Origin of the sequence: Salinarchaeum sp. Harcht-Bsk1 (assembly GCF_000403645.1) — an archaeon.
Lineage (GTDB): Archaea > Halobacteriota > Halobacteria > Halobacteriales > Salinarchaeaceae > Salinarchaeum.
The window spans coordinates 2,110,051-2,131,488 of the sequence record NC_021313.1 but is presented as its reverse complement, the minus strand read 5'-3'; the positions used below and the strand labels follow the sequence as shown (position 1 = coordinate 2,131,488).

Below are 21,438 nucleotides of genomic sequence, written 5' to 3'. Positions count from 1 at the left end.
TTAAGACCGACGATCGGCGGCGAGCGAACTGCGAGGCGATGCGCCCGTCGCCTCGGCCCTCGGCAGCAGTTCCGACACGCCTTTCGGCACCCGGTCCGGATCTGTGGTGATGACCCTGCGCGTGACGTTCCTGGGGACCGGCGGCGCGGTGCCGACGACTGAGCGCAACCCCAGCGCCCTGCTCGTCAACCGCGAGGGCGATCGGCTCCTCTTCGACTGCGGTGAGGGGACCCAGCGCCAGCTCATGCGCTTCGGCGCGGGGTTCGACGTGTCCCACCTGTTCGTCACGCACCTCCACGGCGACCACGTCTACGGCATTCCGGGCTTCCTCGAGACGCTCGACTTCAACGATCGCGAGGATCCACTGACGATCCACGTCCCGCCGGGAACGAAGGGGAAGGTCCGGAGCTTCCTCGAATCTCTCGGCGGTTGGCCATCTTTCCCGCTTCGCCTGTCCGAGACCAGCCCTGGCGCCGTCCCACTCCGGCGCGAGGACTACGAGGTCCGCGCGTTCGACGTCGACCACCGCACGAACGCCGTCGGCTACGTGCTCGAAGAGGACGACCGAAAGGGCCGCTTCGACCGACAGCGAGCAGAGGAACTCGGCGTCCCGGTCGGTCCGAAATTCTCGACGCTCCACGAGGGCGAGTCCGTCGAACTCGACGACGGTACGACGATCGAGCCCGAGCAGGTCGTCGGCGAGCCCCGGCCGGGCCGAACGCTCGTCTACACCGGCGACACCCGGCCCCAGGAGCGCACCGTCGAGGTCGCCCGGAACGCAGACCTGCTGATCCACGACGCGACGTTCGCAGACGACCGCGCCGAGCGGGCCCGCAAGACCGCACACTCGACCGCGCGGGAAGCCGGCGAGATCGCCCAGCGCGCCGACGTCCGACGGCTCGCACTGACGCACGTCTCCTCGCGGTACGCCCACGACGTCTCGGCACACGAGACAGAGGCCAACGAGGCGTTCGACGGCGAGGCGTTCGTCCCACACGACGGCGACGTCGTCGAGGTTCCGTTTCCCGACGGCGGTTCGTCCGGGTGAGCGGTCCTCCCGTGGTACCGTTTCGTCCAACCTGATGCTCCCCGTCGCCGCCGCGCGTTTTATTGAGCCAGAGCCACTAGACACTGTGTACCATGCCACTTGGCTTCGAGTCGGGCGCCTGGCTGTTTCTCGCAGCGGGAGCCTTCGTGCTGGGGCACCTCGTCGTCCTCGCGTACTTCCTCCGCGGGAACGCAGGACGCTCGGAGCCGGCGCTGGCCACGCCGCCCGACTTCACGGCGGAGGCCGATCCAGGGCGACCGACCGACGCGCCGCCGGAGTCCGTCGGCAGCGGGCGATCGAAGCGGTCCGGGAGCGACGAACTGCCGCCGATCGAACGCGACCAGGTCGTCCAGTGTCCACACTGTGGCGTCGAGAACGCTGCGGAGTTCCGCTACTGTCGCTTCTGCGTCGGGGAGTTGACCGGCGGGAGGACCGTCGCCGACGCGAGCAGTGCCTCCCGCGACGGGCAGGCGTTCTGAGCGTCCCCGGTCGATAGGCTTTCGCCGGTCGATACGAATCGGCGATCGGCAGTTCGAGTCACGCTCCTCGTGATTCGTTCACACTTCTATCCCGTCAAATCGCGCGACGGCGGCCGAGTCCGTCGGCGAGGCGATCACACAAAGCATTTTGGCGAGGCCGTAATTATATCTCATTACACGATGCCAGACTCCACGTCAGCAGTTCCCCAGGTCGACGTCGACTACGACGACGGCAGCGGCGAGGACCCGGAGAACTACCCGAACCTCCAGGCGAAGATCGAGAAGGCCATCGAGGTCACCCGCGAGGGCCTCGAGCAGTACGACAACCCCGCGGTGATGTGGACCGGCGGCAAGGACTCCACGCTCACCCTGTACTTCATCAAGGAGGTCGCCGAGAAGTTCGACCTCGAGGTGCCACCGGCGGTGTTCATCGACCACTTCCAGCACTTCGACGAGATCCACGACTTCGTCGACCACTGGGCCGAGGAGTGGGACCTCGACGTCGTCTACGCCCGCAACGAGGACGTCGGCGAGTACGTCGAGGCCGAGGGCCTCGAACCCGGCGACGACATCCCGATCGACGCGCTCTCCGAGCACAACCAGCACCACGTTCGCAACATCCTCGAGTACGAGGAGGACGACTTCCCGTTCCTGCTCGACACCTACGTCGGCAACCACCTGCTGAAGACCGTCGCGCTCAACGACGCCCTCGAGGAGTACGACATCGACGGCGTCATCTCCGGCGTCCGCTGGGACGAACAGGAGGCCCGCGCCGACGAGACGTTCTTCAGCGCGCGCCACGACCCCGACATCTACCCCCCGCACGACCGCATCCAGCCAATCCTGCAGTTCGACGAGCGCGCCGTCTGGGACGCCTTCTGGCACTACGTCGTGCCCGACACCGTCGAAGGCTTCCCCGAGGAGGGCCACGTCCCCCAGGACGCCGAGGACCTCCCCGAGGGTATCGAGTGGGAGGACATTCCGATCTCGCCGAAGTACGTCATGGGCTTCCGCTCCCTCGGCAGCGAGGTCTCCACGGAGAAGACCACCGAGGACCCCGCCTGGCTCCAGGACCTCGAGGACACTACCGAGCGCGCCGGCCGCGCCCAGGACAAAGAGGACCTGATGGAGCGGCTCCGGGACCTGGGCTACATGTGAACCTTTTTGCGAGTCGGGTTTCCTCGCGCGCCGGCGGCGCGCTGCGGGAACCCTCCTCGCAAAAACGTTCATGAAAAAGACCCGCCTGCTCGGGGCTTCGCCCCTCGCAGGCGGAGAAACGGCGGCCTTCGGCCGCCGTATGCTGACTGCAGCCGCACAGCACCGCTCCGCATCCGCACGGCATTCTTCCTACAGCAACCCTACAGCACCGCTCAGCAGGGTTGCTTCCCGAGAACGTCGTTCCCGATCCACCCTTCCTTTCCGTCCGGACCCCACTGTCCACCCATGAGCGATTCCGAGGACCTGAACGTGCTCGGCGAGCCGCTGACGCCCTGTAGTCTCGACCCCGAGACCGGCTACGAGCGCGACGGCTACTGTCGCGATATCCTCGCGGACGCGGGTCGCCACGAGATCTGTGCCGTGATGACCGAGGAGTTTCTCGCCTACACGGCAGCGCAGGGCAACGACCTGCGGTCCGCCCAGCCGGAACTGAACTTCCCTGGCCTCGACCCCGGCGACCGCTGGTGCGTCTGCGTTCCGCGGTGGCTCGAGGCCGAGGAGGCCGACTGTGCGCCGCCGATCGTTCCGGAGGCCACCGCAAAGAGCGTCCTGACACACGTGTGCCGAGACACGATCGAAGCCTACGCCGCCGACACCGAGTGACCGGCACACTGGCTACCCGTCCCGGTGGGTCTCGAAAGCGCCTGAACCCCCCAGTATGGAGGATGAAGCGGCTGAGTTGAGACGGAACCGCGATAAATGTTATCCCGAAGGGGCTAGACGCATTTATCGTGACAGAGGAGTCACCAGCGCCCGATCGGGCGGCTCCGAATCCCGAGGAGCTGTCCGCAATCGAGCGAGCCCTGGTCGAGCTCTACGAGATCAAACGGGGCGACGACGGGTTCGAAGCGAAGACCGAACAGCTACTGGAGGTGGCGTCGGCGTACCTCGGCGTCGAAGCGGCGCACCTCACGCGAATCGATCCGGCGGACGACTACTGGGAGGCGGTCGTGAGCACGGACGAGGACGACGGCCAGTTCCCGGCGGGGCTCGTCCTCCCGTACTCGACGACGTACTGCCGGCACGTAGTAGAGAAGGACGGTTCGGTCGCCCTCCACGACGCTACGGAGCAGGGAATGGCAGACGACCCGGCCGTCCAGACCCACGGTCTCAGTTGCTACCACGGGACCCCGATTCACCTCGACGACGCGCTCTATGGCAGCGTCTGCTTCGTCGGATCCGACCCACGCGACGAGCCGTTCTCCGAGAGCGACACCCTCTTCGCAGAGTTCGTCTCCAGAATCGTCGAAGCCGAACTCCAGCACGCCCACCAGCAGGCAGAGACCACCCGTCGTGCCAACTCGATCACCGTCCTCAGCCGCGTCCTGCGACACAACCTCCGCAACGACATGACGTTCGTTCGCGGGCGCGTCGCCTCGCTGATCGACGAAATAGACGCCGATTCGTCGGACCTCGAACAGTTGGTCGAGGCAGTGGACGAAATCATCGAACTCAGCGACAAGGCCCGGAAGCTCGAGATGGTGGTCTCGACGCAGTTCGAGCAGGAAGAGGTCGCGCTCGGGACGACGCTCGAACGGGCGATTACGAACGCCACGTCGACGGACGGGCCTGCCAGCGTCGAGCTGACGGGCGAGGTGACGACCAGCATCACCGCGATGCCGAGCCTCGAACTGGCCCTGACCGAACTCGTCGAGAACGCGGTCAAGCACTCGGGTCCAGAGCCGACCGTTACGGTGACGGTCAGCGCAGAGAACGGGACGGTCACGATAGCGGTTGCCGACGATGGCCCCGGCCTCCCGGAGAGCGAGCGCCGCGTGATCGCCGATGGCAGCGAGACCCCGCTGGTCCACGGCAGTGGGCTGGGCCTCTGGATGGTCTACTGGATCGTGGACAATCACGACGGGGCGATCGAAATCGACGTCGAGGACGGGACCACCGTTACCGTCACGCTCCCGCGGCGCAGCGATCCATCGAGTACTGGCGAGATGCGGCGGCTCACGAGAGGGTACGACCGATTCCAGGCGGTGTTCGAGAAGTCCTTCGACGCCATGGTCGTCGTCGACGACGACCGCCGAATCGTCGACGCCAACCCACACGCCGCGGAACTCCTCGGCGTCCGAAAGCAGGAGTTGCTCGGTCGGACCATTGGCGAGTTCGCGGTCGCCGAAATCGACAGAGACGAGATGTGGCGACGGATCCAGGCGGGCGGGAGCGGCGAAGGCACGTTCTCCCTCGTCGACGCCGACGGCAACCGCAGAACGATCGAGTACACGGCGACCGCGGACGTCGTGCCGGGGCAGCACCTCCTGGTGGGCCGGGACGTGACCGAGCGAATCGAGCGCGAGCGGCGATACGAAGCGCTATCGAAGGGGTTCCCCTACCTCTGTTTCATCATCGACGAGGGCTGCGTCTATCGGGACGTCCTGGCGAGCCCTGCCAGCGAGGACCAGCTCTACGCGGATCCGGACGAGTTCCTCGGCGAGTCCTGCGACGCAGTGCTCCCCGATGACGTGGCGGAGACGACGATGGAAGCGGTCGACCAGACGCTTCAGACGGGAACGGCCCGCGAACTCTCGTACGAACTCGAGGTCCCTGCCGGGGAGCGTCGGTTCGAGGCACGCACGTATCCGCTCTCGAAGCGGATCGAAGGGCGCAGAGCCGTCTCGCTCGTCGTCCGTGACGTAACGGATGGGGAACGGCAGCCCCGATCCAGCGTCGGGCCCCAGCAGTGATCCCCAGGGATCGGTGACGGGCCGCGATAGGCCGCGTTGCTCTCGCGATCGAGCAGCGAACTCCACCGTCGCGAATCGAACTCCACCGTCGCGAATCGAACTCCACCGTCGCGAATCGAACTACCACGCTCGTGAGTCGGCCTACCACGGTCGGGAATCCGAGGTCGTGAGTCGTACTACCACCGTCGCGAACCGAAACCCGTACCACGCCCACGGGAGATACACGACACAATGACGACCGACGACTTCCCGACCGACGAGCCAGCGGTGGTCACCTGCGGGCTCCCGTACGCCAACGGGGACCTGCACGTCGGCCATCTCCGGGGATACACCGCCGCGGACGCGTTCAACCGCGCCCTGAATCGGATCGGCCAGGACTCGATCTACGTCTGTGGCTCCGATATGCACGGCACGCCGGTCGCGGTCAACGCCTGGAAGGAGGGCGTCTCTCCCGAGGAGTTCGCCCTCGAGTGGCACGAGCAGTACGCCGAGACGTTCCCGAAGTTCGACGTCGACTTCGACAACTACGGCCACACCCACGACGAGACCAACACCGAACTGACGCGCGACATCGTCCGCACGCTCGAGGACGAAGGGTACGTCGAGGAGCGCACCATCGAGGTCGCCTGGGACCCCGAGGAGGACCAGGCGCTGCCCGACCGCTACGTCGAGGGGACCTGCCCCTACTGCGGCGAGCACGCTCGCGGTGACGAGTGTGACGAGGGCTGTGGTCGCCACCTCGAACCTGGCGAGATCGTGGATCCCGTCTCGACGATCACCGGCAACCCCGCCGAGTACCGCGAGCGCGAGCACAAGTTCTTCACCGTCTCGAAGCTCGCCGACTTCCTCACCGAGTTCCTCGACGGCCTGGAGGGCACCGACAACGCCCGAAACCAGCCCCGACAGTGGATCGAGGAGGGCCTGCAGGACTGGTGTATCACCCGCGACCTCGACTGGGGGATCGACTACCCTGCGGCCGAGGGAAGCGAGGCCGAAGGCGACGGCGCCGACGCCGACGACCTCGTCCTCTACGTGTGGGTCGACGCACCTATCGAGTACATCTCGTCGACGAAGCAGTACTCCGAACGGGTCGGCGCGGACGAGTACGACTGGGAGGAGGCGTGGAAAGGCAGCAAGCTGGACGGGGCGGACGGCGACGGCGAGGCCGGCGAAATCGTCCACTTCATCGGCCGGGACATCATCCAGCACCACACGATCTTCTGGCCCGCGATGCTCCACGTCGCCGGCTACGACACGCCGCGTGCGGTCTGTGCGACCGGATTTATAACGATCAACGGGAAGGGGCTCTCGACGAGCCGCAACCGGGCGATCTGGGCCCAGGAGTACCTCGACGAGGGGTTCCACCCGGACCTCCTGCGATACTACCTCACCACCAACGGCGGGCTCCAGCAGGACATCGACTTCGCCTGGGAGAAGTTCGCCGACCGCGTCAACGGCGAACTCGTGGGTACGCTCGGGAACTTCTGCTACCGCGGCACCCTGTTCGCCCACCGCAACTACGACGGCACCCCGGACGCCACCGTCTCCGAGGAAGTCGAGGCCGAGATCGAGGACGCCATCGAGGCGTTCCGGACCGCGGTCAACGAGTACGACGTCCGCGGGATCGGCACCGCGCCTGTCGAACTCGCACGCTTCGGGAACGAGTACATCCAGCGCAACGAGCCCTGGTCGCTGGTCGACGACGAGCCCGAGGCGGCCGCCCAGGTCATCTACGACTGCGTCCAGCTGGCGAAGGCCTGCGCGGTGCTCGCCGAGCCCGTGATGCCCGGCAAGGCCGAGGAGCTGTGGACCCAGCTCGGCGAGAAAGATTCCGTGCACGACGTGGAGCTCGAGGCCGCGCTCGAAGCGCCGTCCGCCGAGTTCGACGAGCCCAGCGAACTGTTCGAGGGCGTCGAGGACGAGCGCGTCGAGGAACTCGACGCGAAGCTCGCCGATCGGGTAGCAGCCGCGGACGACGCTGCGGATGCCGAGGACGCGGCGGCAGTGGAGACCGACGACGCCGACGCTGCGACCGCCGCCGACGGTGAGGGTGCAGCGGACGCCGACAGGACCGACGAGGAGGCCCCCGACGACCTCGAACCGGTGCTGGAGGATCGCATCAGCTTCGAGGAGTTTCAGGGCCTCGACCTCCGCGTCGGTCGCATCGAGACCGCCGAGGGCATCGAGGGTGCCGACGAACTCGTGAAGCTGACCGTCGACATCGGCGTCGAGACGCGCCAGATCGTCGCCGGCCTCAAACAGCTCCACGACGTCGACGAACTGCCCGGGACCAAGGTGATCGTCATGGCGAACCTCGAGGCGGCGGAGCTGTTCGGCGAGACGTCCGACGGCATGGTACTCGCCGCCGGCGAGCAGGCCGACCTGCTCACGACCTACGAGGACGCGGTGCCGGGCGAACGCGTCCGGTAGGAGCGATCGATGCGGTACCGGAGCGGGCTTGTTCTCCGCGTAGACAGGTCGGCGTCGTCACTCGGCGACCGTGCAGTCTGTGAAAGGAGCGTGTGAAAGGAGGGCCGACCGTCAGGCGGGCACGTTGGCCGCGCCGTGACGGGTCGCCGCGGGTGGATCGGGAGCGTTACGCGTCGGAGTCGTCGTCGCTGTCGTCCGAACCGTCGTCGGCGTCTGCGTCCTCGGCGTCAGTGTCCTCGGACTCCGTGTCGTCGGCGTCTTCGGTTTCGTCGGCGTCGTCGGTTTCGCCGTCCTCGGACTCTGCGTTCTCAGCGTCCTCGGTTTCCTGGGCGTCGTCCGAATCGCCGTCGTCGGACTCGGCGTCCTCGTCGGCGTCGCCGGCGTCATCGCCGACGATGTCGGAGATCGCGGCGCCGAGGTCGTCGACCTCACCGGTCAGGAAGTCGTTGATCGTCTGGTGGATCTGGACGACGTGATCGGGCACCTGCTCGGGCATGTCCGTGGGCGGGCCCTGCTCGCCGTCGGGGCCGGCGTCGGCGGGCGCGCTGCCGTTGCGGTGCTCGGCCGCGCTGTCGTTACCGTGCTCGGCTGCGCTGTCGTTGCCGTCGTACTCGGTGCTGTTGTCCGGCACGTCGGCGTCGGCCGACGAGTCGTTCTGTGCGTGGTCGTTCGCGGGTGATACGTCCTGGGGCATGGCGGCGCCCGAGGCAGCGACGCCACCCACGAGCAGGGTGGCGGCCAGGGCGACCGCGAGCAGTTTTCGTCCGATCATCGCATTCGATCCCTGTGGCCAGGGGATAAAGAGGGGGCCAGGCGCTGGCAGTGAATTCTTGCGTCTCGGCGCGTCTCAATCCCAATTAAGCCGAATTAAGCGGATGAAACGGTCGAACAGCGGCGGTCTGGCGCGACGGCGACGGTCATCGACCGCCACCGACGGTCGCGCGCGACGCACACCCGGTCTGCTTGGCGAAGGTCCAGCCAAATTGCCCGGTCTCGACTGCCGGCTGACCCAGGTTTATACTGGCCGCGACGGAGAGTGTGAGTCAATGACACCCGATATCGGTGCCTACTCGACCGCCGAACTGGCGAGCGCGATCCGTCGTGGCGAGGTGTCGCCGATCGCGGCCGTCGAACACTCGCTCACCCAGATCGACGAGGGCAACGACGCTCTCAACGCGATCGTCACGCTGCTCGACGACGAGGCCGTCGAACGGGCCGAAGCCGCCCAGCACGCGGTCGAGAGCGGCGACTCGCTCGGGCCGCTCCACGGCGTTCCGATCGTGATCAAGGACCTCTTCGACTTCAAGGCGGGCGTGCGCAACACCATCGGCTCCGCCGTCTTCGCCGATTTCGTTCCCGAGGAGACCGTTCCCTACGTCCAGCGCCTCGAGGACGCTGGTGCGATCGTCGTCGGCAAGGGGAACACGCCGGAGTTCGGGCACAAGGGCACGACGGACAACCAGCTATTCGGCCCCACGAGCACGCCGTTCGACCTCGATCGCAACGCCGGGGGCTCCTCCGGCGGCCCCGCCGCAGCGGTCGCGGCGGGCCTCGTCCCGGTCGCCCAGGGCACCGACGGCGGCGGCTCGGTGCGGATCCCCGCAGCGTGGTGTGGCGTCCTCGGATTCAAGCCGTCCTACGGACGCGTGCCGCAGGTCAGCCGCCCGGACGCGTTCATGAGCCACACGCCGTTCATCCACGCCGGCCCGCTCGCGCGGACGGTCGAGGACGCCGCCATCGTCGCCGACGTCATGTGCGGGCCGCACCCACGAGATCCGTTCAGCGTCCCCGACGAGGAGCCCGACTTCCAGTCGGCCGTCCGCCGCGGCGTCGAGGGACTGACGATCGGCTACAGCCCACACTTCGACGACTTCCCGGTCGATCCCCGCGTCCGGAGCGTCGTCGACGAGGCCGTCGACGCGTTCGAGACCGCTGGGGCGACCGTCGAGCGTGCCGGCCTCGACCTCGGCCACTCCCACACCGAGTTGACGGACCTGTGGATCCGGGAGATCGGCGGCCTCTATCACTCCGCCGTCGAGGGGTTCAAGGACGACGGCCTGGACCTGCTCGCCGACCACCGCGAGGAGTTGAGCCCCGAGTTCGCTGCGATGCTCGAGCAGACCCGCGACCAGACCCTGATCGAAGCCAAGCGGGACGACCACGTCCGGAGCGACGTCTTCGACGCCCTCCAGAATGCCTTCGAGCGCTACGACCTGCTCGTCACGCCGACGCTCGCCGTCCCACCCGTCGAGAACGCCGGCGAGGACGAGGGCGAGACCGTCGGTCCGACGGAGGTGGACGGGGAGCCGGTCGATCCGCTCATCGGCTGGTGTCTCACGCACCCGATCAACATGACGGGGCACCCCGCCGCATCCGTTCCCGCCGGGCTCACCGACGACGGCCTGCCCGTCGGGATGCAGGTGATTGGCCGCCGGTTCGCCGACGAGGACGTCTTCGCCGCCGCAGGTGCGATCGAGCGGGTCCGCCCCTGGCGCGAGCACTACCGCTCGGCACCGGGTGCGATCTAAACACCGCGAGAACGGCTGCGTCGTCGGTGTGAACGAGGCTGGGACGGGGGCAGCAGCTCAGGCGAGCTTCTGCCGGAGTTTGAACCACGCCAGCCGGAAGCGGTAGCTCGTCGACTTGAGGAGGTAGATGATCATCTCGCCGAACTCGAGGATGACGCCGGCGAGCCCACTCCGGTTGCTCGGGCGTTCGGGCGGCATCGGCCGGCTGGGTGCCGTCGGCGTCGGGGACGAGGCTTTCGACGACGGCGACGCGCTCGCCGACCCGGACGGCGACGGCGAGCCGCCCGCAGGGGCGGGTGCTGGCGGTGCCCGCTTCGTGTCGGTGCCGCCAGGCGAGGAGTCGGCGTCGAGGCCCCCGTCGCCGTCGGCAGCCGTCGCGAACTCGGGCTGGTCGGCGTGGTCGGCCGCGCGCTCGTGGTCGGGCTCGATGGACTGGAGCAGCGTCCGGAGCTCTTCGACCTCGCGCTCGAGGATCCGGTTGCGCTGCTGGAGGCGCTGGACGGCCTCGTCGGGATCGTCCTCGTCGACCTCGATCGGCTGGGTCTCCATCGGAGGGCCCGGCGGCTCTGCGGAGTCGGACGCGCTCGCGGACCCGTCTTCTGCGGCGTCGGCCGGTGCCGGATCCGACGTGTCCTCGGGAATCGTGAGATCCTCGAGGCTGCCGGTCTCGGGCTGGAGGTCGTCCTGCCTGGCGTTGGCCTCGGCCTCCGCCTTCGTCTGCTCCGAGGACTCGATCTCGTTGATGAGTTCGGTGCCGACGGTCTTCAGGTCGGGTCGATCGTAGGATTCGAGGCCGGGCGTCGCCCCCGCGTCGTGGGTATGTTTGCGGCGGAACTGAACGCGCTCGATCGTGTCGTCCCAGTCGGTGAGCAAGAACGCCTCGCCGGGGTCGAGGTCCGTGAGCGCCTGCTTCCGGTCGGAGCCGATGATCTTCGAGACGACCTTCACGTCGGCCTCCCAGGTGAGTCGGTGCCAGGCCATCCAGTCACACTGCGTGATGAAGTCCTTGTCCACCGAGGAGGGGCGCTGGGAGACGCCACACATCCCGAGACCGCGCTTGCGGCCACGTTTCGCGACCCGTTCGAGGATCTCGCCGAGTTCGCCGGCGCTGCCCTGCTGTGGCAGGTACTCCTGCATCTCCTCGACGACCAGCAGGAACGGTTTCCGGATCTTCTTCTCGCGGCGGAACAGCTCCTCGATCGTCCGAGTAATCAGCTCGCGGGACTCGTCGACGTCGTCGAAGCCGGAGACGTCGAGGATGATCGGCACGTTGCGCTCGAGCCCGATCTCCGCGAGCTTCTCGGCGTGGTTGGGACCCACCTGGACGTCGGCGAACTCGTCGCCGCCGACGTGGAGCAGCTGGTACTGCTCCTGGAGCCCGTAGTACTCGCCCTCTGTGTCGACGATGAGGAAGTTGTAACCGTTCTCGAGCAGCTCCTCGGCGATGACGCCGACGGTGTTGGACTTGCCACTCCCGGACTTCCCGGAAACGAACCCCCTGCCCGTGAGGAGTTCGACGACCGGGAGCGACCGTGCGTCCGTGGTGGGCACGATCCACTCGGCGTTGCTGCCCTGGGCCATGCGTCGTTCAGTAGCCTACCTGCGGCATCGTTAAATCCCTTGTGTCACCACGCCTTCCGGCAGACGACCGGCCGTGCCAGGAACGCACAACGGCGTGGAGAAGGATCGGCCTACACCCCCGAAACGGCTGCCTGCGTCTACGCGGGTAGCGAGCGCCAAACCATCTCGGCGATCGGACCTGTTCGACCACGGACGGACACGCTTATACCCCTGGTGTGCATGGCTGATCGATGTGCACTTTGCGGGACGTCCGGATACGTTGAGAGCCGATAATTCGCCGGACGGCGGACCGTTCGCCCCGGGGTGGGCGAGAGAGGGGACCTACGAATGAACGAGAACGACGCTTCCGCGATGGACGAGTCGGAGGACGCCGAACACGCCGACGGATCGGGTTCCGAGGGCGAAGCAGACGACCCGCTCGGCGGCGCGGGCGACGGCGATGGCCGCGCTGGCAGCGACGCGGTCGGCGACGGATCCGACGCCGACCGCGAGGAGTCGGGCCTCGCCGCGGCCACGGCGGACCTGCCGGCCGACGGCGCCGCGCCCGGCCTGGACGACGAGGGCGGTGGCCTCTTCGACGAACTGCTCGCAGGCGAGCGCATCTTCGAGGACAAGGAGGTGCTCCGCCCCTCCTACACGCCCAACCGCCTCCCGCACCGCGGGAGCCAGATCAACGAGATCGCGACCGTCCTCGTCTCCGCGCTCCGGGGCGACACGCCCTCGAACATCCTCGTCTACGGCAAGACCGGGACCGGCAAGACCGCGAGCGCGAAGTACGTCTCCCAGGAACTCGAGCGCTCGGCGTCGGAGTACGACGTCGACTGCGAGGTGGAGTACATCAACTGCGAGGTCACCGACACGCAGTATCGCGTGCTCGCCCAGCTCGGCAACGAGTTCATCGAGGACAACCTCGAGCGCGCGGAGGACGACATCTCGGAACTGACCGCGATCGTCGACGCCGTCAACGTCGAACGCGCCAACGAACTCGGCTTCGAAGACCTCGCCGCGGTCCGCGACCGCATCGAGGAGCTCCGAGCCTACACCGAGACCGCCGAGGAGATTCCGATGACGGGCTGGCCGACCGACCGGGTCTACCAGGCCTTCTTCGAGGCGATCGACCTCTACGAGCGCGTTCTCGTGTTCATGTTCGACGAGATCGACAAACTCGTCGAGAAGTCCGGCGACGACACGCTCTACAACCTCTCACGAATCAACTCCGGCCTCGACCGCTCGAAGGTCTCGATCATCGGCATCTCGAACGACCTCAAGTTCACCGACTTCCTCGACCCGCGCGTCAAGTCCTCGCTGGGCGAGGAGGAGATCGTCTTCCCGCCGTACGACGCCGAGCAGATCTCGGACATCCTCGACCAGCGCGCGGAGATCGCTTACCGCCAGGACGCCCTCGAACAGGACGTCATCCCGCTGTGCTCTGCCTTTGCCGCCCAGGAGCACGGCGACGCCCGCCGCGCACTCGACCTGCTGCGCTGTGCCGGGGAGTTCGCAGAACGCGACGGCGAGGACTGCGTCGGGGCCGAGCACGTCCGGCGCGCCCAGGACAAGATCGAACTCGACCGCATCGTCGAGGCCGTCCGCACGCTCCCGACCCAGTCGAAACTCGTGCTCCTCTCGATCATCGAACTCGACGAGGACGGCGAGTCACGCGTGACCACGGGCGAGGTCTACAACGTCTATCGCACGCTCGCCGAGGAGGCGGGGCTCGATCCCCTCACTCAGCGCCGCGCGACCGACCTGATCTCCGAACTCGACATGCTCGGCATCGTCAACGCCGTCGTCGTCTCGAAGGGCCGCTACGGCCGAACGAAGGAGATCAGCGTGTCGGTGCCGACCGATCGCACGCGGGAAGTCATCGAACAGGACGCGCGGCTGGGTGAGGACGAGTAAGTCCGTCCGGTTCTCCCCCGGAGCGGCAACCTTCACCGCCGCCCGCCCGCTTTATCCTCCGAACGTCCATTGGCCTCGGTCGGTATGGCCGACCTCGCTCACGTCAACTTCGCCTGTGCCGATCCCGCCGACCTCGCCGACTTCTGGGCCGCCGCGCTCGACGCCGAGCGGCTGGACCTGCTCGACGACCTCGGCCTAGAGATCGTCGAAGTACCCTATGGCCCCGAGCTGATGTTCCGGGAGGCGCCACGCGGCACCGACCGCGACCTGCCGATCCACCTCGACCTCCACGCAGAGGATCGCAAAGCCGAGGTCGATCGTCTGGAGCAACTGGGCGCTGCCGTCCGAGAGACGAAGACCGACGAGGAGCACGGCACCGTCTGGACGGTGCTGGAGGATCCAGCTGGGAACGGCTTCTGCGTTAGCGAGGGTGCGTAGCGGCGCGGAGCAGTTGCGGTTTGCACAACGCAATCCACCGCCAGCTCGGAGCGGAGCTCCTCGCTGGCGGCCTCCTCGCGAGCAACGTGAGCGAGGACTCGCGGGAGCTGTGCTCCCGCGGTGTTTTTTGGCGGAGATTTTTTCGAGGAGTGGTGCCCGCAGCGCGCCTTCGGCGCGCGAGGACACCCGACGAGAAAAAAGGTCCTTAGATGTAGTCGACGCCCTCGGGTAGCTCCTCCTTCATGCCCTTGCGCTCGCGAATCTCACCGATGATGTCGCGCTGGAGGTTGTCGGCCAGCACGCGGAAGCCGGCGTTCTCGGTGTTCCAGGACGCTCGGCCCTCGGTCGCGGAGCGGATGTCGCTGGAGAAGCCGATCATCTCGTCGACGGGCGCGACGCCCTCGACGACCATGAGGTCACCCTCCTGGTACATGTCGTCGACGCGGCCGCGACGGCCCTGGATCTCGCCGGAGGCGGCGCCCATGTGGTCGTTGGGCACGTCGATGCGGACCTCCTGGATCGGCTCGAGGAGGCGGATCTCGGTGTGGATCAGGGCGCGGTGGACTGCGTTCCGGACCGCGGGGATGACCTGCGCGGGACCGCGGTGGATGGTGTCCTCGTGGAGGCGGGCGTCGTGGAGGCGCAGGAGCGCGCCCTCGACGGGCTCGCCCGCGAGTGGCCCCTCGTCGAGCGCCTCTTCGAGGCCCTCGATGACGAGTTCCATCGTCTCGTTGAGGTGCTGGATCCCCTTCGTGTCGTCGACGAAGATGTTGGCGCCGTGGATCTCCTCGACGTTCTGGGAGGTGTCCTTGTCCATGCCGGCGTCCTGCAGGGCTTCACGGCGCTCCTGCTCGGGCATGTCCATCGACACTTCGCCCTTCTTCAGCGCGTCGATGAGTTCCTGGTCGAGGGGTTCGACGGAGATGTAGAAGCGGTTGTGGCGGTTCGGGGAGATCCCCTCGACCTCGCCGTCGGTGGGCTGCTGGGGCGCCTCGCGGAAGACGACGATCGGCTCGCCGGTCTTGACCGGAATCCCCTGGTTGCGCTCGATGCGCTGGGTCTGGACCTCGAGGTGGAGTTCGCCCTGCCCGGAGATGAGGTGCTCGCCGGTGTCCTCGTTGATCTCGATCTGGATCGTCGGGTCCTCCTTGGAGACCTGACGCAGCGTCTCGATGAGCTTCGGCAGGTCGTCCATGCTCTTGGCCTCGACCGCCTTCGTGATGACCGGCTCGGAGATGTGGTCGACGCTCTCGAACGGCGTCATCTCGACGGAGGAGACCGTCGAGCCGGCGATCGCGTCGGGCAGGCCCGTGACGGAGGCGATGTTCCCCGCGGGGACGCGATCCACTTCCTCGCGCTCGTCACCCATGAAGAGGCCGACGCTCTGGACGCGGTTCTTGCCCGCGGTTCCGGAGACGTACAGCTCCTGGCCCTCCTCGAGGGTCCCGGAGAAGACGCGACCGGTCGCGATCTCGCCGGCGTGGGGGTCGACGCCGATGTCAGTGACCATGAAGACCACTTCGCCCTCGGGGTCGACGTCGCGCATCGTGCCCGCGAGCTCGGATTCGGGATCGCCGCGCCAGACCCGGGGAATGCGGTGGGGCTGGGCGTCGATCGGGTTCGGGAAGTGCTCACAGACCATGTCGAGCACGACGTCCGCCAGGGGCGTCTTCTCGTGGAGCTCCTGGCGCTTGTCGGCGCGCTCGAGGTCGATGATGTCGCCGAAGTCCATCCCAGTGCGCTGCATCGAGGGCATCGAGACGCCCCACTTGTAGAGGGCGGAGCCGAAGCCGACGGTGCCGTCCTCGACGCCGACGGTCCAGTCCTCGTCGATGTCGTCCATCTCCTCGGTCATCCCGCGGATGAGCTCGTTGACGTCGCGGATGACCGCGAGCAGGCGCTCCTGCATCTCCTCGGGCCCCTCCTGGAGCTCGGAGATGAGGCGGTCGACCTTGTTGATGAACAGCGTGGGCTTGACGCCCTCGCGGAGTGCCTGCCGGAGCACCGTCTCCGTCTGGGGCATCGCGCCCTCGACGGCGTCGACGACCACCAGCGCACCGTCGACCGCGCGCATCGCGCGGGTGACGTCGCCACCGAAGTCGACGTGGCCGGGGGTGTCGATGAGGTTGATGAGGTAATCCTCGTCCTCGTACTCGTGGGTCATCGAGACGTTCGCCGCGTCGATGGTGATCCCACGCTCTTGCTCGTCCTCCTCGGTGTCCATCGCGAGCTGCTCGCCGGCGGTCTCGTCGGAGATCATGCCCGCGCCAGCGAGGAGATTGTCAGTGAGTGTCGTCTTGCCGTGGTCCACGTGGGCGGCGATGGCGATGTTCCGGATCTGCTCCGGATTGTCCATCAGCCGCTCGCACTGTTGGACGATCTTCTTGCGGCGTCCCATTGCAGACTGCTATCGGTAGCGGGGTCAAAAGGGTAGTGATACGCCGCGGAGCCGGGCGTCAGCCCGCGAAGCTCTCGATTGGTAATCGATTGCACGCCACGACCAGAAAGATTACCTGCAGACCACTCCGATCCGACGACTGTGCTCCGTCGACTTCTCGCTGCGGTTGCCGGCATCGGGCTCGCGGCTGGTGTTTCGTTCGGACTGTTCCAGGTCGTCCCGCTCCGGTACGCGCTCGCGGTCGGCGCCGGCCTCGGTGCCGGCGTCTTCCTCGTCGTCGACGGCTCCGCTGGTGCGGGCGAGGGCTGGGTCTACCACCAGGTTCGGCCCGTCGAGGCCCGGATCCGGGACTTCCTGTGGGCGGCCGGCCTCGGGACGGCGCTCGGACTGACGCTCGCCTGGGTAACCGTCGTCGTGGAACTCGGCCGGATTGGCGCCGGCATCCTCGTCGTGGTGGGGTCGGTCCTGCTCGCGAACCTCGTCTTCCTCTACCGACGGCCGAAGTACGAGGAGGCGCTGGAGGAGAGCTAGATAGTTGCGGTCGCTGCCCGAGCAGCAGCAAATCGTGCGCGAGCGGAGCGAGCGGTTCACCGCGACGAGGGAGCGCAGCGACTGAGTCGCGGCCGTTTTTGGTCCAGATTTTTCGAGGAGCGGTGCCCGCAGGCCGCTCGGAGAGCGGCCGAGGACACCCGACGAGAAAAAAGGTGGCTAGTCGTCAGCAGGCGCCGCACCGGAGCCGCCCTCGGCCTGCTGCTTCGTCCAGGCGAGTTTGCCGCCGGCGGCGAGCATGGCGCGCTCGCGTTCGGAGGCGTCGAGGGTCGCGGTGGCCTCCCAGTCGTCGTTCACGCGGATGGTGAACTCCTCCTTGCCGGAGGCGACGCCCTCGTGGACGTCGTCGACGACTGCGATGTCGTCGCCCTGCTCGATCTGCTCGTAGGTGTCCTCGTCGATCAGCAGCGGGACGAGGCCGAAGTTGAAGAGGTTCGCGCGGTGGATCCGGGCGAAGCTCTGTGCGAGGACGCCCTCGATCCCGAGGTACATCGGGCACATCGCGGCGTGCTCGCGGGAGGAGCCCTGCCCGTAGTTCTCGCCGGCGACGAGCCAGCCGCCGTCGGCGGCGGCCGCGCGGTCGGCGAAGGTGTCGTCGACGCGGGAGAGGGTGAACTCCGAGAGCTTGTCGATGTTCGACCGGTACATCAGGATGTCCTGGGTCGCAGGGATGATGTGGTCGGTCGTGATGTTGTCGCCCATCTTCAGGATGGCCGGACCGTCGATGTCGGCCTCGAGCGCGTCCTTGATCGGCACGTCGCCGATGTTGGGACCCTTGACCAGTTCGTCGTCGGGGGCCTCGTCCGGCGTGATGAGGTCGGTCTTGGAGCCGGTGTACTCCTCGGGGAGCTCGAAGCCGGGGTCCTCGAGGTCGCCGAGTTCGTCGGCGAGGTCCCGGGGATCGACGATTTCGCCCTTGATCGCCGCTGCGGTCGCGACCTCGGGGCTACAGAGGTAGACGTTGTCGTCCTCGATGCCGGAGCGACCCTCGAAGTTGCGGTTGAAGGTCCGCAGCGAGACGGAGTCGGAGGCGGGCACGTGACCGATGCCGATACACGCACCGCAGGTGGCTTCCGAGAAGTTCACGCCGGCGGCCATCATCTCGGCGACCCAGCCCTGCCGGGCCAGCATCTCCGAGGCCTGCTTGGAGCCGGGTGCGACGATCATCTCGGTCGTCATGTTGACCTCGCGGCCCTCGAGCATCTTCGCGGCGGGCAGGATGTCGGCGAAGGCGCCGTTCGTACAGGAGCCGACCATGACCTGGTCGACGTCCTGGCCCGCAACCTCGCGAACGGGGACGACGTTGTCGGGCATCGAGGGCTCGGCGATGAGCGGCTCGAGATCCGACAGGTCGACGACGATCTCGTCGGCGTACTCCGCGTCGTCGTCGGGCTGGAGCTCCACGAACTCCTCCTCGCGGTCGACCTTCTCGAGGTACTCGCGGGTGCGCTCGTCCGTCGGGAAGATCGACGACGTAGCACCCAGCTCCGTGCCCATGTTGGTGATCGTCATCCGCTCGGGCGCGGACAGGGTCTCGACGCCGGGACCGGTGTACTCGAGCACCTTGCCGACGCCGCCCTTTACGGACAGCCGTCGGAGGAGCTCGAGAATGACGTCCTTCGCGGTCGCCCACTCGGGCAGCTCGCCCTCGAGGCGAACGCTGTGGACCTCGGGCATCTCGATGTAGTAGGGCGCGCCGCCCATCGCGACGGTGACGTCGATACCGCCGGCGCCGATGGCGAGCTCGCCGAGCCCGCCGGGCGTCGGCGTGTGGGAGTCCGATCCGAGCATCGTCTTGCCGGGCGCCGCGAAGTTCTCGCGGTGGACGTTGTGACAGATGCCGTTGCCGGGGCGAGAGAAGTACGCGCCGTAGGTACCGGCCGCAGAGCGCAGGAAGCGGTGGTCGTCGGTGTTCTTGAAGTCGAACTGGTATGTCTGGTGGTCGCAGTACTGGGCAGCGATCTCGGTCTGGACCTCGTCAAGGCCCATCGCCTCGAACTGCAGCCACACCATCGTCCCCGTCGTGTCCTGGGTCAGGACCTGGTCGATCTCGATACCGATCTCCTCGCCGGGCGTCAGCTCGCCCTCGACGAGGTGGTCATCGAGAATTTTCTCGGTGAGAGTTTGTCCCATAGCGGACGGATCTCGTCTCCCCGCGGGTATAAATCCCGCGAGATAGCCGTGTACATCCGTTCGGAACCCCGTTTGTTGAGGCCAGTATTGCCAGCGCCCAGTTCGGGCGTCCGCTGGCGATCGGGCCCGTGCGGCCCGGCCAGCCCGAAACGCACTTGCCCGGCCCCGAACCACGACCACCCATGTTCCGCTCCGGCGCGTTCGTCGCCGACCACATCCGCCCGATCGACGAGGAGCAGGTCCAGCCCAACGGGGTCGATCTCACCCTGGATGCCGTGCTCGAACCGAACGAAGTCGGACGGATCGGCCGCGACGGCAAGACGGTGGCCGAGCGGACCGAGATCGAACCCGAGGGCGAGGATCGCGTCTTCCACCTCGACCCCGGCGGCTACGTCGTCCGCTACACCGAGACCGTCGGGATTCCCGAGGAGCACGTCGGCTTCATCCTCCCGCGGTCGTCGCTGATGCGCAACGGCACCACCCTCGAGACCGCCGTCTGGGACGCCGGCTACGAGGGCAAAGGGGAGGGCCTGCTGCAGGTCACCCATCCCATCGAGATCGAGCAGGGCGCTCGCTTCGGCCAGATCGTCCTCGCTGCTGCCGATCACGAGGGCCTCTACGACGGGTCCTACCAGGGCGAGCGTCTGGACTGAATTCGAACGTCGTTGCCGATTTTGACGACTTGACCGCAGCAAACCGCTCGGAAGCCCCTCCCGCTCGTCGGCCCTTTCCAGTCCCACCCGGTGCGTATGGATCGGTCGCAACGTGCTGTGGATCGTCGAACGGGCTGTAGCAGGCCGGATTCCCGACGCGGAACGCAGCCGGAATCCCCACGTCGTCGCTCAACTGAACAAAGTCTCCGGGTGGGGCTCCGGAAGGGGCCGACCGCTCGCCGCACGTAACGAAGTAAGCACTGAAGCGAGGCCGAAGGCCGAGCGAAGCGCGCAGCGAGTTAGGTGCGGCGAGCGGGAGAGGGCTTCCGAAGGCGGTCGCGGTTTCAATTGGTTCATCAGTTGTCACAGCACCCGATGATAGGCCGAAACCGGTTTTTGGGAGGACTCCAAGGCACCCGCATGGCAGGCGAGGCGGTCTCGGCGTTCGTCCCCGGCCACGTCACCGGGTTCTTCGCGGTCCACGAGGCCGACGACCCGATGGCGGCTGGCTCCACGGGCGGCGGAATCGCGCTCGCCGACGGCGTGACGGTGACGGTCCGGTACGGCGACCGCGAGACCTACCTCGACGACACGAGCGCACCGATCGCGCCGGTCGAGCGGGTGCGGGAGGCCCTCGACGTCGACGCGACCGTCCTCGTCGAGAGCGCGCTCCCGCCGGGGTGTGGCTTCGGCGTCTCGGGCGCGGCCGCGCTCGGGACGGCGCTCGCCGCCGCGAAGTCCTTCGAACTCGAGTACTCGGAGAACGAACTGATCTCCCTGGCCCACGGCGCGGAGGTAAAGGCCGGCACCGGGCTGGGCGACGTCGTCGCGCAGGCAAAGGGCGGCATCGTCCTGCGAACGGAGCCTGGTGCACCAGGCGAAGGATCCCTCGATCGCATTCCGGCCCGCGAGACCGTCGAGTACCTCGCAATGGACGAACTCTCGACGGCTGACGTACTCGATGGCGACACCGAGGAACTCAGCGAAATCGGCGAACAGTGCCTCCAGCTCGTGCGCTCCGAGCCGACCGTCGAGACGTTCGCGCTCGCTTCGCGCCGGTTCGCCCGCGAGGCGGAGCTGCTGACGCCCGACGTCGGGGAGGCGATCCAGGGCGCGAACGAGGCCGGCGGGGACGCGTCGATGGCGATGCTGGGGGAGACGGTGTTTTGCTTCGGAACTGGTCTCACGGATGCGGGCTACGACGCGGAACGGACGGAGATCGATCCCGCTGGCGCGAGCCTGTTACGGTAGCGCGACTCGCTGAATCGACGGGTCAGCGCGGGTCGAAATCGATCGGAATCTCATAACGCTTCTGGCCGTTTTTCCGTAAGCTGCCCGAACAGTTCACCATATCGACGACCACTCCTTCCAACAGCATTCGGGTAGTT

16 protein-coding genes are annotated in these 21,438 nt (G+C 67.3%); 12 read left to right on the top strand and 4 right to left on the bottom strand.

What is annotated here, in order from left to right; genetic code table 11:
• Positions 1–109: 109 nt before the first annotated feature.
• From rnz to metG, 6 genes are all read left to right on the top strand, one after another.
• Positions 110–1,048, top strand: a complete 939-nt coding sequence (gene rnz / locus L593_RS09610) for a ribonuclease Z (protein ID WP_020446769.1) — start codon at positions 110–112, stop codon at positions 1,046–1,048.
• 92 nt (positions 1,049–1,140) lie between these two features.
• Positions 1,141–1,527 carry a hypothetical protein gene (locus tag L593_RS09605; RefSeq protein ID WP_020446768.1) on the top strand — a complete coding sequence of 129 codons (387 nt, stop codon included), beginning with the start codon at positions 1,141–1,143 and terminating at the stop codon, positions 1,525–1,527.
• A 180-nt stretch (positions 1,528–1,707) separates the two neighbouring features.
• Positions 1,708–2,685 (top strand): phosphoadenosine phosphosulfate reductase family protein, encoded by a 978-nt coding sequence (locus L593_RS09600; RefSeq protein ID WP_020446767.1) that lies wholly within the window; start codon positions 1,708–1,710, stop codon positions 2,683–2,685.
• A 285-nt stretch (positions 2,686–2,970) separates the two neighbouring features.
• Positions 2,971–3,348 carry a DUF2237 family protein gene (locus tag L593_RS09595; protein WP_020446766.1) on the top strand — a complete coding sequence of 126 codons (378 nt, stop codon included), beginning with the start codon at positions 2,971–2,973 and terminating at the stop codon, positions 3,346–3,348.
• A gap of 128 nt (positions 3,349–3,476) precedes the next feature.
• Positions 3,477–5,438: an ATP-binding protein gene (locus L593_RS09590; protein ID WP_020446765.1), complete on the top strand. Its 1,962-nt coding sequence runs from the start codon at positions 3,477–3,479 to the stop codon at positions 5,436–5,438.
• Between the two features lie 231 nt (positions 5,439–5,669).
• Positions 5,670–7,868, top strand: a complete 2,199-nt coding sequence (metG, locus tag L593_RS09585; protein ID WP_020446764.1) for a methionine--tRNA ligase — start codon at positions 5,670–5,672, stop codon at positions 7,866–7,868.
• 166 nt (positions 7,869–8,034) lie between these two features.
• Here the strand turns inward: metG and L593_RS09580 are convergent, their stop codons facing one another.
• On the bottom strand, positions 8,035–8,640 hold the full coding sequence (locus L593_RS09580; protein ID WP_020446763.1) for a hypothetical protein: 606 nt from the start codon (positions 8,638–8,640) through the stop codon (positions 8,035–8,037).
• 274 nt (positions 8,641–8,914) lie between these two features.
• Between L593_RS09580 and L593_RS09575 the strand changes: the two genes are divergently transcribed.
• Positions 8,915–10,396 carry an amidase gene (locus L593_RS09575; protein ID WP_020446762.1) on the top strand — a complete coding sequence of 494 codons (1,482 nt, stop codon included), beginning with the start codon at positions 8,915–8,917 and terminating at the stop codon, positions 10,394–10,396.
• A gap of 57 nt (positions 10,397–10,453) precedes the next feature.
• On the opposite strand, the gene L593_RS09570 is transcribed toward L593_RS09575, so the two are convergent.
• Positions 10,454–11,977, bottom strand: coding sequence for a helicase HerA domain-containing protein (locus L593_RS09570; RefSeq protein WP_020446761.1), 1,524 nt, complete (start codon positions 11,975–11,977; stop codon positions 10,454–10,456).
• Between the two features lie 327 nt (positions 11,978–12,304).
• Here L593_RS09570 and L593_RS09565 point away from each other — a divergent pair, with 327 nt between their 5' ends.
• A complete protein-coding gene (locus L593_RS09565) occupies positions 12,305–13,879 on the top strand; it encodes a Cdc6/Cdc18 family protein (protein WP_020446760.1) in 1,575 nt (524 codons plus the stop codon).
• Positions 13,880–13,963: 84 nt separating this feature from the next.
• Positions 13,964–14,317, top strand: coding sequence for a VOC family protein (locus tag L593_RS09560; protein WP_020446759.1), 354 nt, complete (start codon positions 13,964–13,966; stop codon positions 14,315–14,317).
• 205 nt (positions 14,318–14,522) lie between these two features.
• Here the strand turns inward: L593_RS09560 and L593_RS09555 are convergent, their stop codons facing one another.
• Entirely contained in the window at positions 14,523–16,715 is a 2,193-nt protein-coding gene (locus tag L593_RS09555) for an elongation factor EF-2 (protein ID WP_020446758.1), read from the bottom strand.
• A gap of 141 nt (positions 16,716–16,856) precedes the next feature.
• Between L593_RS09555 and L593_RS09550 the strand changes: the two genes are divergently transcribed.
• Positions 16,857–17,246 carry a hypothetical protein gene (locus L593_RS09550; protein ID WP_020446757.1) on the top strand — a complete coding sequence of 130 codons (390 nt, stop codon included), beginning with the start codon at positions 16,857–16,859 and terminating at the stop codon, positions 17,244–17,246.
• A gap of 177 nt (positions 17,247–17,423) precedes the next feature.
• Here L593_RS09550 and L593_RS09545 read toward each other — a convergent pair whose 3' ends face one another.
• Positions 17,424–19,397 carry an aconitate hydratase gene (locus L593_RS09545; protein ID WP_020446756.1) on the bottom strand — a complete coding sequence of 658 codons (1,974 nt, stop codon included), beginning with the start codon at positions 19,395–19,397 and terminating at the stop codon, positions 17,424–17,426.
• Between the two features lie 182 nt (positions 19,398–19,579).
• Here L593_RS09545 and L593_RS09540 point away from each other — a divergent pair, with 182 nt between their 5' ends.
• Positions 19,580–20,050: a deoxyuridine 5'-triphosphate nucleotidohydrolase gene (locus L593_RS09540; protein ID WP_020446755.1), complete on the top strand. Its 471-nt coding sequence runs from the start codon at positions 19,580–19,582 to the stop codon at positions 20,048–20,050.
• Positions 20,051–20,470: 420 nt separating this feature from the next.
• Positions 20,471–21,301, top strand: a complete 831-nt coding sequence (locus L593_RS09535; protein WP_020446754.1) for a pantoate kinase — start codon at positions 20,471–20,473, stop codon at positions 21,299–21,301.
• The last annotated feature ends 137 nt before the right edge of the window (positions 21,302–21,438 follow it).